Origin of the sequence: Microbacterium gorillae, from assembly GCF_000826185.2 — a bacterium.
Taxonomy (GTDB): domain Bacteria; phylum Actinomycetota; class Actinomycetes; order Actinomycetales; family Microbacteriaceae; genus Microbacterium; species Microbacterium gorillae.
Window position 1 is genome coordinate 646,250 of the sequence record NZ_LN648874.1, and the last position, 13,059, is coordinate 659,308.

At 68.9% G+C, this 13,059-nt stretch carries 15 protein-coding genes; 8 read left to right on the forward strand and 7 right to left on the reverse strand.

Annotation, left to right across the window (positions count from 1 at the left end; all coding sequences use genetic code 11):
* Positions 1-21: 21 nt before the first annotated feature.
* Together BN1193_RS09015 and radA are read left to right on the forward strand one after the other, a co-directional pair.
* The gene (locus tag BN1193_RS09015) at positions 22-540 is read left to right on the forward strand and encodes a GNAT family N-acetyltransferase (RefSeq protein ID WP_040165827.1); all 519 of its coding nucleotides are present in this window, start codon (positions 22-24) and stop codon (positions 538-540) included.
* A 37-nt stretch (positions 541-577) separates the two neighbouring features.
* Positions 578-1,945 (forward strand): DNA repair protein RadA, encoded by a 1,368-nt coding sequence (radA, locus tag BN1193_RS09020; RefSeq protein ID WP_040165829.1) that lies wholly within the window; start codon positions 578-580, stop codon positions 1,943-1,945.
* Between the two features lie 5 nt (positions 1,946-1,950).
* On the opposite strand, the gene BN1193_RS09025 is transcribed toward radA, so the two are convergent.
* The 5 genes from BN1193_RS09025 to BN1193_RS09045 all read right to left on the reverse strand — a co-directional run bounded on the left by BN1193_RS09025 (position 1,951) and on the right by BN1193_RS09045 (position 6,938).
* The gene (locus tag BN1193_RS09025; protein WP_040165830.1) at positions 1,951-2,370 is read right to left on the reverse strand and encodes a hypothetical protein; all 420 of its coding nucleotides are present in this window, start codon (positions 2,368-2,370) and stop codon (positions 1,951-1,953) included.
* The gene (locus BN1193_RS09030; protein WP_040165831.1) at positions 2,367-2,768 is read right to left on the reverse strand and encodes a hypothetical protein; all 402 of its coding nucleotides are present in this window, start codon (positions 2,766-2,768) and stop codon (positions 2,367-2,369) included. Before BN1193_RS09030 ends, BN1193_RS09025 begins: the two co-directional genes overlap by 4 nt.
* 270 nt (positions 2,769-3,038) lie before the next feature.
* Positions 3,039-3,725, reverse strand: a complete 687-nt coding sequence (locus BN1193_RS09035; protein ID WP_052460602.1) for a hypothetical protein — start codon at positions 3,723-3,725, stop codon at positions 3,039-3,041.
* Between the two features lie 71 nt (positions 3,726-3,796).
* On the reverse strand, positions 3,797-4,309 hold the full coding sequence (locus BN1193_RS09040) for an amino-acid N-acetyltransferase (protein WP_040165833.1): 513 nt from the start codon (positions 4,307-4,309) through the stop codon (positions 3,797-3,799).
* A 106-nt stretch (positions 4,310-4,415) separates the two neighbouring features.
* The gene (locus BN1193_RS09045; protein ID WP_040165834.1) at positions 4,416-6,938 is read right to left on the reverse strand and encodes an ATP-dependent Clp protease ATP-binding subunit; all 2,523 of its coding nucleotides are present in this window, start codon (positions 6,936-6,938) and stop codon (positions 4,416-4,418) included.
* A gap of 193 nt (positions 6,939-7,131) precedes the next feature.
* Between BN1193_RS09045 and BN1193_RS09050 the strand changes: the two genes are divergently transcribed.
* The 6 genes from BN1193_RS09050 to BN1193_RS09075 are packed head-to-tail and all read left to right on the forward strand — an operon-like array spanning position 7,132 to position 11,056.
* Positions 7,132-7,830 (forward strand): hypothetical protein, encoded by a 699-nt coding sequence (locus BN1193_RS09050; RefSeq protein WP_141396661.1) that lies wholly within the window; start codon positions 7,132-7,134, stop codon positions 7,828-7,830.
* A gap of 22 nt (positions 7,831-7,852) precedes the next feature.
* Positions 7,853-8,458 (forward strand): hypothetical protein, encoded by a 606-nt coding sequence (locus BN1193_RS09055; RefSeq protein ID WP_040165836.1) that lies wholly within the window; start codon positions 7,853-7,855, stop codon positions 8,456-8,458.
* Complete coding sequence (locus BN1193_RS09060; protein WP_040165837.1) at positions 8,458-9,063, forward strand: hypothetical protein; 606 nt, start codon at positions 8,458-8,460, stop codon at positions 9,061-9,063. Before BN1193_RS09055 ends, BN1193_RS09060 begins: the two co-directional genes overlap by 1 nt.
* Positions 9,060-9,290, forward strand: coding sequence for a helix-turn-helix domain-containing protein (locus tag BN1193_RS09065; RefSeq protein ID WP_040165839.1), 231 nt, complete (start codon positions 9,060-9,062; stop codon positions 9,288-9,290). Before BN1193_RS09060 ends, BN1193_RS09065 begins: the two co-directional genes overlap by 4 nt.
* A 39-nt stretch (positions 9,291-9,329) precedes the next feature.
* Positions 9,330-10,019: a DsbA family oxidoreductase gene (locus BN1193_RS09070; RefSeq protein ID WP_094770397.1), complete on the forward strand. Its 690-nt coding sequence runs from the start codon at positions 9,330-9,332 to the stop codon at positions 10,017-10,019.
* A complete protein-coding gene (locus tag BN1193_RS09075; protein WP_040165840.1) occupies positions 10,016-11,056 on the forward strand; it encodes an LLM class flavin-dependent oxidoreductase in 1,041 nt (346 codons plus the stop codon). Before BN1193_RS09070 ends, BN1193_RS09075 begins: the two co-directional genes overlap by 4 nt.
* Positions 11,057-11,135: 79 nt before the next feature.
* On the opposite strand, the gene BN1193_RS09080 is transcribed toward BN1193_RS09075, so the two are convergent.
* Together BN1193_RS09080 and BN1193_RS09085 are read right to left on the reverse strand one after the other, a co-directional pair.
* The gene (locus BN1193_RS09080) at positions 11,136-12,062 is read right to left on the reverse strand and encodes a carbohydrate ABC transporter permease (protein WP_040165841.1); all 927 of its coding nucleotides are present in this window, start codon (positions 12,060-12,062) and stop codon (positions 11,136-11,138) included.
* Positions 12,062-13,003 carry a carbohydrate ABC transporter permease gene (locus BN1193_RS09085; RefSeq protein ID WP_094770399.1) on the reverse strand — a complete coding sequence of 314 codons (942 nt, stop codon included), beginning with the start codon at positions 13,001-13,003 and terminating at the stop codon, positions 12,062-12,064. Before BN1193_RS09085 ends, BN1193_RS09080 begins: the two co-directional genes overlap by 1 nt.
* Positions 13,004-13,059: the final 56 nt, after the last annotated feature.

Below are 13,059 nucleotides of genomic sequence, written 5' to 3' on the forward strand. Positions count from 1 at the left end.
CACCCGGCCTAGGGTGGAGTCGTGATCGATGGTCTGGAACTCCCCACCGAACTGGCTGCCGCGTCCGGGACTCTCACGCTCCGGCGAGCCACGGACGATGATCTCGATGAGCTGATGCGGTTGCTCTCGGACGACCCCATCAGCGCCGGCCGTGGGGACCGGGCACGGCCCGAGGACCGTGAGGCCTACGCCAACGGACTGCGCGATGTGACGACCACCCCGGGCAACGACCTCTTCGTGGCCGTGGACGATTCCGGCGTGATCGGCACGTTCCAGCTGACCGTCCTGCCGGGCATGGCCCGACGCGGCGCGCGGCGAATGCAAGTGGAGGCCGTCCGGGTCGCCTCCGCCCGCCGTTCGAGCGGCGCCGGAACGGCGATGATGCGCTGGGTGTCCGATGTCGCCGCGCCCGCGAGCGGATGCGCGCTGATCCAGCTCACCTCGGACAGCGCTCGCGAGGACGCGCATCGGTTCTACGATCGGCTCGGGTACGTCGCATCGCACGTCGGCTTCAAGCTGTCCCTCCCCCGCGCGCGCTGACGACGGCGGTGTCGGCGCTCGCGCCTAGGCTTGACCCATGCCCACCAAGCGTCCCGTCTCCGCCGGCTACCGGTGCACCGAGTGCGGCTGGACCGCTCTGAAGTGGGTGGGTCGCTGCGGCGAATGCCAGCAATGGGGCACGGTGGTCGAGGTGACCGAGCAGACCGGGATCGCCCGACCGCAGGTGGCCCCCGTCGCACCGCGTGACGAGCGCGCGGCGCGTCCGATCACCCACGTCGACACCCGGGAGTCCCCGCGTCGGTCCACGGGGGTGGCCGAGTTCGATCGCGTCCTCGGGGGCGGACTCGTCCCCGGCGCCGTGATCCTGCTCTCCGGCGAGCCGGGCGTGGGTAAATCGACGCTGCTGCTGGAGGTCGCCGCACAATCGGCGCGCAGCGGCGGCCGGGTCCTGTACGCCAGTGGCGAGGAGTCCACGTCCCAAGTGCGGCTGCGCGCGGAGCGCACCGGTGCCCTGCACGACGAGCTCTACCTCGCCAGTGAGACCGACCTCGGCACGATCCTCGGTCACGTCGATCAGGTGAAGCCGGACCTGCTGATCGTCGACTCCGTGCAGACGGTGTCCTCCGCGCTGTCCGAGGGCGCCGCCGGACTCCCGGGACAGGTGCGTGAGGTCGCCGCAACGCTCGTGCGGCTCGCCAAGGACCGCAACCTGCCGGTGATCCTGGTCGGTCACGTGACCAAGGACGGTCAGGTCGCCGGACCTCGCCTGCTCGAGCACCTCGTCGACGTGGTGTGCCAATTCGAGGGTGACCGGCAGACCACCCTGCGCTTCGTTCGGGCGCTGAAGAATCGCTTCGGCCCCACGGATGAGACGGGCTGCTTCGAGATGCACGGCGACGGCATCGTCGAGGTTCCGGACCCGTCTGCGCTGTTCCTCTCCGGCGGCGAGCCGCAGCCGGGCACCTGCATCATGATCGCGCTCGAGGGTCGCCGCGCGATGCCGGTGGAGGTCCAGGCTCTGGCCGTGAAGACCACCGCCCCCAACCCCCGCCGCATCGTGCACGGTGTGGACGCGGCCCGGGTGGCCATGGTGCTCGCGGTCCTGGAGAAGCACGTCGGGCTTCGCATGAGCGAGCATGACGTCTACGTGTCCACCCTCGGCGGCGTCAGCGTCACCGAACCCGCGGCGGACCTCGCGATCGCCGTCGCCGTCGCGGGCTCGGTCATGAACTGGGCTCCGGGCGCGGTCACCGCCGCCATGGGCGAGCTCAGCCTCGCCGGCGAAGTGCGAGCGGTGACGCAGGCGGACCGCCGGCGCAACGAAGCGCGTCGCCTCGGCTACCGTCACGTCGTCGACGACGGGAGCAAGAAGATCACCGACGCGATCACCGAGATCCGCGCGCGCGTGACCCCGCGCCGCGACGAGGAACCGCCGGCCTTCTGACCGGGTCAGCCGGCGAGCGGTGCCATGAAGAACGTCCGGCCGTGGTCGCAGTCCGCGGGGATGTACGTGACCGGACCGGTCAGTCCGTTGTCGACGTAGGAGCCCGTGAGGGTGATCGGGTCGCCGTCGCCGTAGTGCTCGTCGCCGAAGGTGATCGCGCTGCCGTCCCACGCCACCTGACTGACCGGGAAGACCGGCAGCACCCGCGCCCCGTCCTCGAGTGTCACTACGACGCACCCGCCGGTCGTGGTCAGCGTGCCCTCGAGCGTGTCCTCGCCACCCTCGGAGGGAGTCGGGTAGAACGCTACGGGTCCGTCCGTGGGCACCAGCTGATCGGTGTCCGAGCCGTCCACCATCGAGCAGCCACCGAGCGCACCCGCCAGGAGCACGACGGCGAGGGACGCCGCCGCCCGCCGCGGACTCACAGCTCCAACGCCTTGATCAGCTCGGCCGGGGAGGCCTGCATCGGATGGGGGCCCGCGATGTCGAAGAACACCGTGGTGATCGTGTCCCGGTGAGAGATCAGGAAGTCCCGCAGCCAGAGCGGAGAGAACACCCCGACCGCCGGCGGGAGATTCGTCGGCTTGTTCTTCGCGTCGCTGAACAGCAGCAGCGCGACGTCCCCGGTGCTGCCGTCCCGGTACGTCCAGACCTCGCCGCCGTCGAGGGGATCGTCCTTCGCGCCGGGCTTGAGCAGGGGCACCACGGTGTTGCCGTTGCGCAGCGCCAGCGCGAGCGCGGCCATGTCCTGCTTCTCCAGCGCGAGCGCCAACGCCTCCGACCGGAAGTCCTTCGCGACCATCTTCTTGCGTCCACCCGCCATGTCTCCAGCGTACCGAGCGCGCATCCCCCGGGTGAACGAGGGCGGGCCCTCTCGGACGGCCCAGTGGGGGCTGGGTGGTTCGAGAGGGCCCTCATGCTCGCCACCGCGCCGGGAGCCGCGCCGTGCTGGGGACTGACGGCTCTATGCGGCGGACACCGTGGGGACGGCCCGGATCGGCGGGAGCTGCACTCAGCATAACCGCACGATGCACATCAGAACACGCGTGGAGGGAATGGGCCGCAGGAAGCAGTAGTCCGTCGTCGATCGGCCTCAGTAGAGCATGAAGGAGGCGTTCGCGGCGGAGCTGATTCCGGCGATCTCGACCGACAGGTTGTACGTCGCGCCGCCGCCCGGAGCGACCGGACGGTCCTTGGCGTCGCAGGTGTCCGGCGAGGAGCGCGTGCGATCCCACACCAGCGGTGCCTGACTGGTGACGCTCTGCGCGGCGGTCAGGGTGACGATCTGGTTCGTGGGGTTCTTCTGGCAGTCGGTGGATCGCCACCACACGTCACTGCCGCTGGTGATCGTGAACACCTGCTGAGCGGTGCCCACATCCAGCGTGCAATCGACGGCGGACGTGTTGGTCAGGGAGATCGACAGCTGCGGCTTCTGCCCGGCCGAGTAGGTCTCCTTGTCCGTGCGTGCCTCCACGGTGATGGCGTCCGGATCGCACGCGGTGATCTCCGGGGTACCGCTGGGTGCCGCGGTCGCCACGGGCGATGAGGTCGGCGCCACGGTGGGCCCCTCCCCCGGCAGTGGAGTGATCACGGCGTTCTCCGACGGCCCCGTCGACGGGGTCACGGGAGCGGCGCCGGGGTCTCCGATCGTCCGCCAGGGCTGCCAGATCGCGACGGCGATGCCGGCCCCGATCACGAGCAGCGCGATCAGGACGACCGCGAGCCGACGCCGACGGTAGACGGCGGCCGAGTGGCGGCGACGACGGGGTGCGGTGGACATCTCCCCCAGGCTACGACGCGCGGCGTCGCGCCGGGCGAGGGCGCACCGGAGGAGCCGTCACGGGAGGGCGATCAGTCGACCGCGAGCCGCTTCAGCATGCGCGTATTGCCCAGCGTGTTCGGCTTGACGTGCGCGAGGTCGAGGAACTCGGCGACACCGGCGTCCGGGCTGCGCAACAGTTGCGCGTAGACCTCGTCGCTGACCACGCGCTTCTCCCCGATCGGCTCGAAGCCGTGGCGCGCGAAGAACTCGACCTCGAACGTGAGACAGAACAGGCGCCGCAGTCCCAGATCGACCGCACGACCCTCGAGCGCGGCGACGATGCGTCCGCCGATCCCGTGTCGCAACCAGTCCGCACGGATCAACAGCGTGCGGATCTCGCCGAGGCCCTTCCACATCACATGCAGGGCACCGCAGCCGATGACCTCCCCGTCCGCCTCGGCGACGACGAACTCCTGGACGGCCTCGTAGAGGTACACGAGTTCCTTGCCGAGCAGGATGCGCTGTCCGACGAGGGGCTCGAGGAGCCCGTGGATGGCACGCACGTCGGAGGTGCGCGCGGGGCGGATGGCGATCTCGGGCACGACACCAGCGTATTGCGCGCAGTCGCCCCCGTCCGCTCGCCGCCCGGTGTTCCGCCGGGAATGACGAAGGCCCCGCCACAGGGCGGGGCCTTCGTCGGATGCGGTGTCAGTCACCGAGGAGCATGTCCGGGGTGGACGCGATCTCCGGCGTCGTGTTCGCGCCGATCGCGACCTTCTCGCCACGCGGCTTCGCGTCGAACGTGAACTTGCCGCCGTCGATGTCCACCTTCACGTGGTCGCCGGGGTTCAGCTCACCGTGCAGGATGGCCTCGGACAGCTGGTCCTCGACCTCGCGCTGCATCGCACGACGCAGCGGACGTGCACCGAGCGTCGGGTCGAAGCCGAGGTCGATGAGGCGGTCCTTCGCGGCGTCGGAGAGCTCGACGGTCATGTCCCGGTCCAGCAGGCGGTCGCTGAGGCGCTTCGTGAACAGGTCCACGATCTGGCGCAGCTCTTCCTTGTTCAGCTGCGGGAAGACGATGATGTCGTCCACGCGGTTCAGGAACTCGGGCTTGAAGTGGCGCTTCAGCTCCTCATCGACCTTGCCCTTCATCCGCTCGTAGGTGGTCTGGCTGTTGCCCTCCACCTGGAAGCCGACGGGGCCACCGGCGATCGCCGACGAACCGAGGTTCGTCGTCATGATGATCACGGTGTTCTTGAAGTCGATGACGCGTCCCTGACCGTCGGTCAGACGACCCTCCTCGAGGATCTGCAGCAGCGAGTTGAAGATGTCCGGGTGGGCCTTCTCGATCTCGTCGAACAGGACGACGGAGAACGGCTTGCGACGGACCTTCTCGGTGAGCTGGCCGCCCTCCTCGAAGCCGACGAACCCGGGAGGGGCACCGAACAGGCGCGAGACGGTGTGCTTCTCACCGAACTCGCTCATGTCGAGCGAGATCAGCGCGGCCTCGTCGTCGAACAGGAACTCCGCGAGCGCCTTGGCGAGCTCGGTCTTACCGACACCGGTGGGGCCGGCGAAGATGAACGAACCGGACGGACGCTTCGGGTCCTTCAGGCCGGCGCGCTGGCGGCGGATCGTGCGGGACAGGGCCGCGATGGCCTCGTCCTGACCGATGACACGCTGGTGCAGGGCCTTCTCCATGAAGACGAGTCGGCTCGACTCCTCCTCGGTGAGCTTGAACACCGGGATGCCGGTGGCCTGCGCCAGAACCTCGGCGATCAGACCCTCGTCGACGACGGCGTGCGTGGCGACGTCACCCGAGCGCCACTGCTTCTCCAGGCGCAGACGCTCGGCGAGCAGGGACTTCTCCTCGTCACGCAGCGACGCGGCCTTCTCGAAGTCCTGGTCCTCGGACGCCTTCTCCTTGTCCTCGCGGACCTTGGCGATCTTCTCGTCGAACTCGCGCAGCTCCGGCGGGGACGACAGGATCGACAGGCGCAGGCGGGCGCCGGCCTCATCGATCAGGTCGATGGCCTTGTCCGGCAGGAAGCGGTCGCTGACGTAGCGGTCGGCGAGGTTCGCGGCGGCGACGATGGCGCCGTCCGTGATCTGCACCTTGTGGTGCGCCTCGTACCGGTCGCGCAGACCCTTGAGGATGTTGATGGCGTGCGGCAGCGACGGCTCGGCGACCTGGATCGGCTGGAAGCGGCGCTCGAGCGCGGCGTCCTTCTCGAAGTGCTTGCGGTACTCGTCCAGCGTCGTGGCACCGATGGTCTGCAGCTCACCGCGGGCGAGCAGCGGCTTCAGGATCGACGCGGCGTCGATGGCGCCCTCGGCGGCGCCGGCACCCACGAGCGTGTGGATCTCGTCGATGAAGACGATGATGTCGCCGCGCGTGCGGATCTCCTTGGTGACCTTCTTCAGGCGCTCCTCGAAGTCACCGCGGTAGCGGGAACCGGCGATGAGCGAACCGAGGTCGAGCGAGTAGACCTGCTTGTCCTTCAGCGTCTCCGGGACCTCGCCCTTGACGATCGCCTGCGCGAGGCCCTCGACGACGGCGGTCTTGCCGACGCCGGGCTCACCGATCAGGACCGGGTTGTTCTTGGAGCGACGGGAGAGGATCTGCATGACCCGCTCGATCTCCTTCTCGCGCCCGATCACCGGGTCGAGCTTGTTCTCTCGCGCGGCCTGCGTGAGGTTGCGGCCGAACTGGTCCAGCACCGCCGAACCGCCCTGCGGTGCTTGCGCGTTCTCCTGCGCGGCACCGGACACCCCGACGGGCTCCTTGCCCTGGTAGCCGGACAGCAGCTGAATGACCTGCTGGCGCACCTTGTTCAGGTCCGCGCCGAGCTTGACGAGCACCTGGGCGGCGACGCCCTCGCCCTCGCGGATGAGGCCGAGCAGGATGTGCTCGGTACCGATGTAGTTGTGGCCGAGCTGCAGCGCCTCGCGCAGGGACAGCTCCAGCACCTTCTTCGCACGCGGCGTGAAGGGGATGTGTCCGGTGGGCTGCTGCTGACCCTGGCCGATGATGTCCTGAACCTGCTCGCGGACGGCGTCCAGCGAGATGCCCAGCGACTCCAGCGCCTTGGCTGCGACGCCCTCACCCTCGTGGATGAGGCCGAGCAGAATGTGCTCCGTGCCGATGTAGTTGTGGTTGAGCATCTTCGCCTCTTCTTGGGCGAGCACAACCACGCGACGGGCTCGGTCGGTGAATCTCTCGAACATCGTTCACTCCTCGGGGCGCGAGGGAATGCGCCTTACGTCGAGGGTAACCAGGCCTGCGGGCCCGAACGGCGGTGTTCGCCGTCGGCATACGGATCCAGCCTGCCGCGACCCCCTTGACAACGAAAAACGATATGCATATCGTTTTTCGATAACAACGATCTTCGATATGGTTCGGGATCGGAAGGGGATCGAGATGGACATCATGCTGATCGTGCTGATCGCAGCGGTGCTGCTGACCTTCGTGATCGCGATCGCCGTGATCCTGCGTCGGGCCCGGCCCGCCGCGGAACTCGGGCTCACGCCGGGCGACCGCGTCGGCGCGGTGCTGACGGGGGCCGGCGCGGTCGCCGTGGCCGCGGGCGCGCTGGTGACCAGCGTCGTCGCCGTGATCGGCTGGTCCCCCTCGCGGAACCTCGTGGTCCCGGACGTGCCGCTCCAGACCACGCACGCCGTCGAGGGGATCACGGGCACGGGCGTGACCGCCGCGATGACGGAGACCGTGAACCTGGCCCTCACCGAGGCTCCCGCCCACATCGGCACGCTGCTGCTGCTGGCCGGACTGATGACGCCGGTCGCCACGATCGCCCTCGCCGGCGTGACCGCCTGGCTCGCCATCGGTCTCCTGCAGGGTCAGCCGTTCGGTCGCCGGTTCGTGATCGCGCTGACCGTGTCGGCGGCGACGCTCGTGCTGACCTCCGGCGTGCAGACGTTCGCGAACGCGATCGCGCGCGGCGATGCGGCGTCCTTCGCGGACCCGCAATTCACCACCTTCCAACCGCTGGTCATTCCGCTGGATCTCGCGCCCTGGGGCGTGGCGTTCCTCCTCGGCCTGATCGCCGTCGCGTTCTCGATGGCCGGACGCATGCAGAAAGACGTCGCCGGGCTCGTCTGAGTCTGCCGAACACGGAGTCACGATGAACACAACCGAGAAATCCCAGCAGCTGGACCTGACCGCGACCCTCGTGGTCGGCCCGGCCGCCGCCCTCATCGCCCTCCTGGTCGCCGGATTCCGCTTCGCCGCGGCGTTCACCGCGGACGGGGTACGCGTCGCCGTCCCGCTGACGAACGCGCGAGCCGACACCACGCTGGCGGGCGGCGAGGTCGTCGTCGGATCTCCGGACGTTCTGACGCTGACGGTCCCTGACCTGAACCCGACCTCGTCGATCGCGCTGGGCGTGTCCATCGCGCTCACCGCGGCGACCTGGATCGCGGTCTCCCTGCTGATGGTCGTGCTCGCGCGCGAGCTGTTCGCCGGACGCCCCTTCAGCCGCCGCGCCACGCGCGCCGTGGTCAGCGCGTCCTGGATCACCTTCGCCGCCACGTGCGTGATCATGTTGGCTGACCGGTTCGCGCAGAACGGGGCCCTGGCCGCCGTCGCCCCGGAAGCCACGCTGGACACCGGTTATTCGTCGCTGCTGCCGTACGTCCTGGGCTGGGCGTTCGCGTTCTGCCTCGGCCTGCTCGGCCTCGCGTTCACGCGCGGAGCCCGACTGCAGAAGGACACGGAAGGACTGATCTGATGAACACCGCAGACTCCACCGCCGAGCGCGCCGACCGGCGCGACATCATCACCACGCTGATCACCTGCGGAGCCGTCGCGATCGGCGTCGTGATCGCGACCGTCAACCGCTTCTTCGCCCTGTTCGACGCCTCCGGACTCACCATGGAAGTGCAGGTGCCGCTGCAGGACGGGAACGTCGCGGGAGAGTCCGGCGATGTCCCGGTCGGCGTCTGGCATGCGTTCGTGACGGTCCCGGATCCCTCCGTGAAGCTCGTCGTCTTCGCGGTGCTGGCCGTGCTCGCCGGAACCATCGGCTGGCTCTCGGCTCTCGGATGTGTGACCGTGCTGGCGTTGGACTTCAGCCGCGGTCGGGTCTTCGGGTCGCGCTCCGTCCGGATGCTGTCACTGCTGACCACGTCCATCGCCGTCGGAGTGATCGCCAGCTACGTCCTGACCGTGTTCGCCACGAACGTGCTGCGAACCGAGGCCGGGATCGGTGCGGTGAACATGTCCCTACCGCCGGAGTACTGGCTCGGCATCGTCGCGGCGGTGCTCGCCGGCGTGCTGGCCGTCGCGTTCCGTCGCGGCGCGAAGCTGCAGAAGGACACGGAGGGTCTGGTGTGACTCCCCCGAACGAGGACGGACCCACCGGGGTCCACTGTCGCCTCGACGAACTGCTCGCGCAACGCGGGATGACCCTCACCGCGCTCAGCGAGATGGTCGGGGTCAGCGTGGTGAACCTGTCCGTGCTGAAGAACGACCGCGCCAAGGCGATCCGCTACTCGACGCTCTCCGCGATCTGTCGTGCCCTGGACTGCGAGATCGGCGACCTCCTGGTCCGTGCGGACTGAGCGGGGAATGAACCGGCGGCGACGGTGTTGGATGAAGACATGACTGACGCCACTGCGACCGAGCCCACCACCGACAGCAAGCGCCTGAAGGTCGACGTCTGGCTCGACGTCGCGTGCCCGTTCTGCCTCCTGGGTGACAAGCGCCTGGAGAACGTCCGCAAGGAGCTGCCCTTCGGCGACGACATCGACGTGGTCTACCACTCGTACCAGCTCGACCCGTCCGCTCCGGAGCACGCCGAGCCGGGATCGCAGGAGGCCATGCTCCTCGCCCGCGGCTACGACCCGGCCCAGCTGGAAGCGTCGCACCGCAACCTCAGCGAGCAGGCCGTGGCCGAGGGCTTCCGCTTCGACTTCGACGCCGTCGCCCCGTCGAACACCTACACCGCGCACCGCTTCATCCAGGCCGCCGCGTCCGAGCGCGTGCAGCAGCAGGTGCTGGACGCCATCTTCGCGGCCTACTTCACCGACGGCGTCGATGTCGGTGACACGGCGGCCCTCGTCGAGCTCGCCGTCGGTGCCGGCCTCAGCCGTGAGCTCGCCGAGCGCGTCGCCGCGGATGAGCGCACGTTCGACACCGAGGTGCGCCAGGACATCGCTCAGGCCGCGGCCTACGGCATCCAGGGAGTGCCCTTCTTCGTCCTCGACGGTCGGTACGGCGTCTCCGGCGCGCAGCCGTCCGACGCTTTCCGCCAGGCACTGACCCAGGTTCACACGGAGCTCAACGCGTGACGACCGCGCTCTCGGTCCTGGACCTGGTGCCGGTGCGCACCGGGCAGACGAGTGCACAGGCGGTCAGCGCTTCCCTGGCGCTGACCGAACTCGCCGACCAGCTCGGCTATCGGCGGTACTGGTTCGCCGAGCACCACAACATGCCGGCCGTGGCATCCACGTCCCCCGCGGTGCTGATCGCTGCGGCGGCGAGCCGGACGCAGCGCATCCGCGTCGGTTCCGGCGGCGTCATGCTCCCGAACCACGCCGCGCTCATCGTGGCGGAGCAGTTCGCGGCGCTCGAGGCTATGGCCCCCGGACGCGTCGATCTCGGCCTCGGCCGGGCACCGGGCAGCGACCCGGTCATCACCCAGTTGCTGCGGCATAGCGGCACCACCGGGGATGTCGAACGCTTCCCCGAGCACGTGCGCGACATCATCGCGATGCTCGGCGCGGAAGGTGCCACGGTCCGCTTCACGAGCGGCGGCGAATACGCGGTGCGCGCCACCCCGGTGGCAGCCGACCGCCCTGAGGTGTGGTTGCTCGGTTCCAGCGACTACTCCGCGCAGCTCGCGGCGTCATTCGGCCTGCCGTACGTCTTCGCGAACCACTTCTCCGGCCAGGGCCTGGAACGGGCGCTCGAGCTGTACCGCACCCAGTTCCACCCGTCCGAGTTCGCCGACGCCCCACGGACCTTCGTCACCGCGAACGCGATCGTCGCCCCGACCGCCGCCGAGGCGGAGGAGCGCGCGCTGCCGCAACTGCGGATGTTCGCCAAGATGCGCACCGGCAAGCCGCTCGGCCCGCTGGAGAGCGTGGAAGACGCCCTGGCCGCGCAGGCGGCCGAGGCGGACCCGATGGCCGCGGAGTTCATCGCGTCCGCACGTTCGCGCTGGTTCGTCGGCGAGCCCGCCACGGTCCGGGCGGACTTGGACGCCTTCGCCGCCGCACACGGTGTGGACGAGATCATGATCTCCCCCGTCGCCGGTGCCTACGCCGCCGAGGACCCCACCACGTCGCCGGGACGAACGCAGACGCTGAGCCTCCTGACCCCCTGATCGCGAGACACCCAGGCACGTCCGAAACTCCCCGCATCGCGCGGTGTCTCGGACGTGCCTGGGTGTTTCGCGGAGAAGGTCAGCCCTTGACGGCGCCGCCCATGCCGGCGGAGCGGAGGAAGACGGACTGGAACGCCAGGAACATCGCGATCGGGATGAGCGTGGCGATCGCCAGGGCGGCCAGGAACACATCCAGCTCGGTCTGCGACTGCACGGCGGGCAGGCGGACCGACAGCGGCTGCACGGCCGGGTCCGGCAGCACCAGCATCGGCCAGAGGTAGTCCTTCCACGCCGCGATGATCGCGAAGATGCTGACCACGCCGAGGATGGGCTTGGACATCGGCAGAACGATCGACCAGAACAACCGGAACGGCCCCGCGCCGTCGGTCTTCGCGGCCTCGAACACCTCGCGCGGCAGCGAGTCGAAGAAGCGCTTCACCAGCAGGATGTTGAACGCGTTCGCGGCCATCGGCAGCCACACCGCGAGGTAGTTGTTCAGCAGCGAGTGCCCGATCAACGGCGGATGCACGATCGTCAGGTACAGCGGCACGAGCAGCACGACGCCGGGGATGAACAGGGTCGCCAGGACCAGGCCGTTCAGGATCGGCGCGTACTTCGGCTTCAGCACGCTCAGGCCGAAGCCGGCGGTCGTGGCGATGAACAGCTGGAAGAACCACGCGCCCAGCGCGATCAGGATCGTGTTGAAGAAGTAGTGCGAGATGCCGATGTCGTTCCACGCCGTGGACAGGTTCTCCCAGTCCACCCCGTTCGGGAACAGCGCGAACGGCTGCGACAGGGTGTCCTGCGTCGGCGTTATCGCCGCCTTCGCGAGCCACAGGATCGGACCGAGCCCGGCGATGATCAGGGTGATCAGCAGGAAGACGTGGGTCAGGCTCATTCCGAGCCGGACGGAGGGCTTGCGCCGATCGGCGGCGGAGACGATGGTGCGGTCGTCGGCCTCGACGGGCTTGCGACGCCGACGGGTCGGGACGGTGTCCGCGCTCATCACTGGCTCCATCGGTTCGTGAGTTTGAAATACAGCCAGCTCAGGACGCCGAGGGCGATCGCCAGGATCACCGACACCGCGGTCGCCTCCCCGTACGCGCCACCGAGACTGTTCGTGAAGGCCTTGTTGTAGATGTAGAGCAGGATCGTCGTCGTCGACCCCGCGGGTCCACCCTTGGTGAACAGGAACGGTTCCAGGAACACCTGCGCGGTGGCGATCACCTGCAGGATCAGCATGATGAAGAGGATCCCGCGCAACTGCGGGAGGGTGACGTGCCAGATCTTGCGCCAGATGGACGCGCCGTCCACCTCGGCCGCGTCATAGAGCTCCGGCGGAACCCCGAGTAGAGCCGCCAGGTAGATGATGATCGATCCGCCGGCGCCGGCCCACGTCGCCTCCAGGACGAGCGAGGGCATCGCCTGGATCGCGTCCTGGATCCAGGGTTGCGGGGGGATGCCGACCCAGCCCAGCACGGTGTTGAACACGCCGTTCGCGTCCGCCGAGTAGAAGAACTTCCACAGCAGCACCGCGACCACCGGCGGGATCACGACCGGGAGATACGCGAGGGCCGAGTACAGCCCCTTCATCCGGCGCACCTCGCTCATCAGCACCGCCATCAGCAGCGGGATGGGGAAGCCGAAGATCAGGGCGAGCAGCGCGAAGTACAGCGTGTTCAGGACCGCCGCGCCCAGGGCCGGGTCGGTGAGGACCTTGGCGTAGTTGTCCAGCCCCACCCACTGCGCGGTGATGAGGTTGGTCTTCTGCAGACTCATCACGACCGACTGCACGATCGGCGACCAGCTGAACACCGCGAACACGATGATCATCGGCAGCAGGAAGAGCAGGTTCCACAGTCCCCCGCCGCGATACCAGGTCAGCGGGGTGCGACGTGGCCGGCGCCGGGTGGGCGATGCGGTCGGCCGCGGGAGCGTGTCGGTCATGGTTCGTTTCTTTCCGAGGGGAACGATCGGGGCCGCCGGGACACAGGCGACCCCGA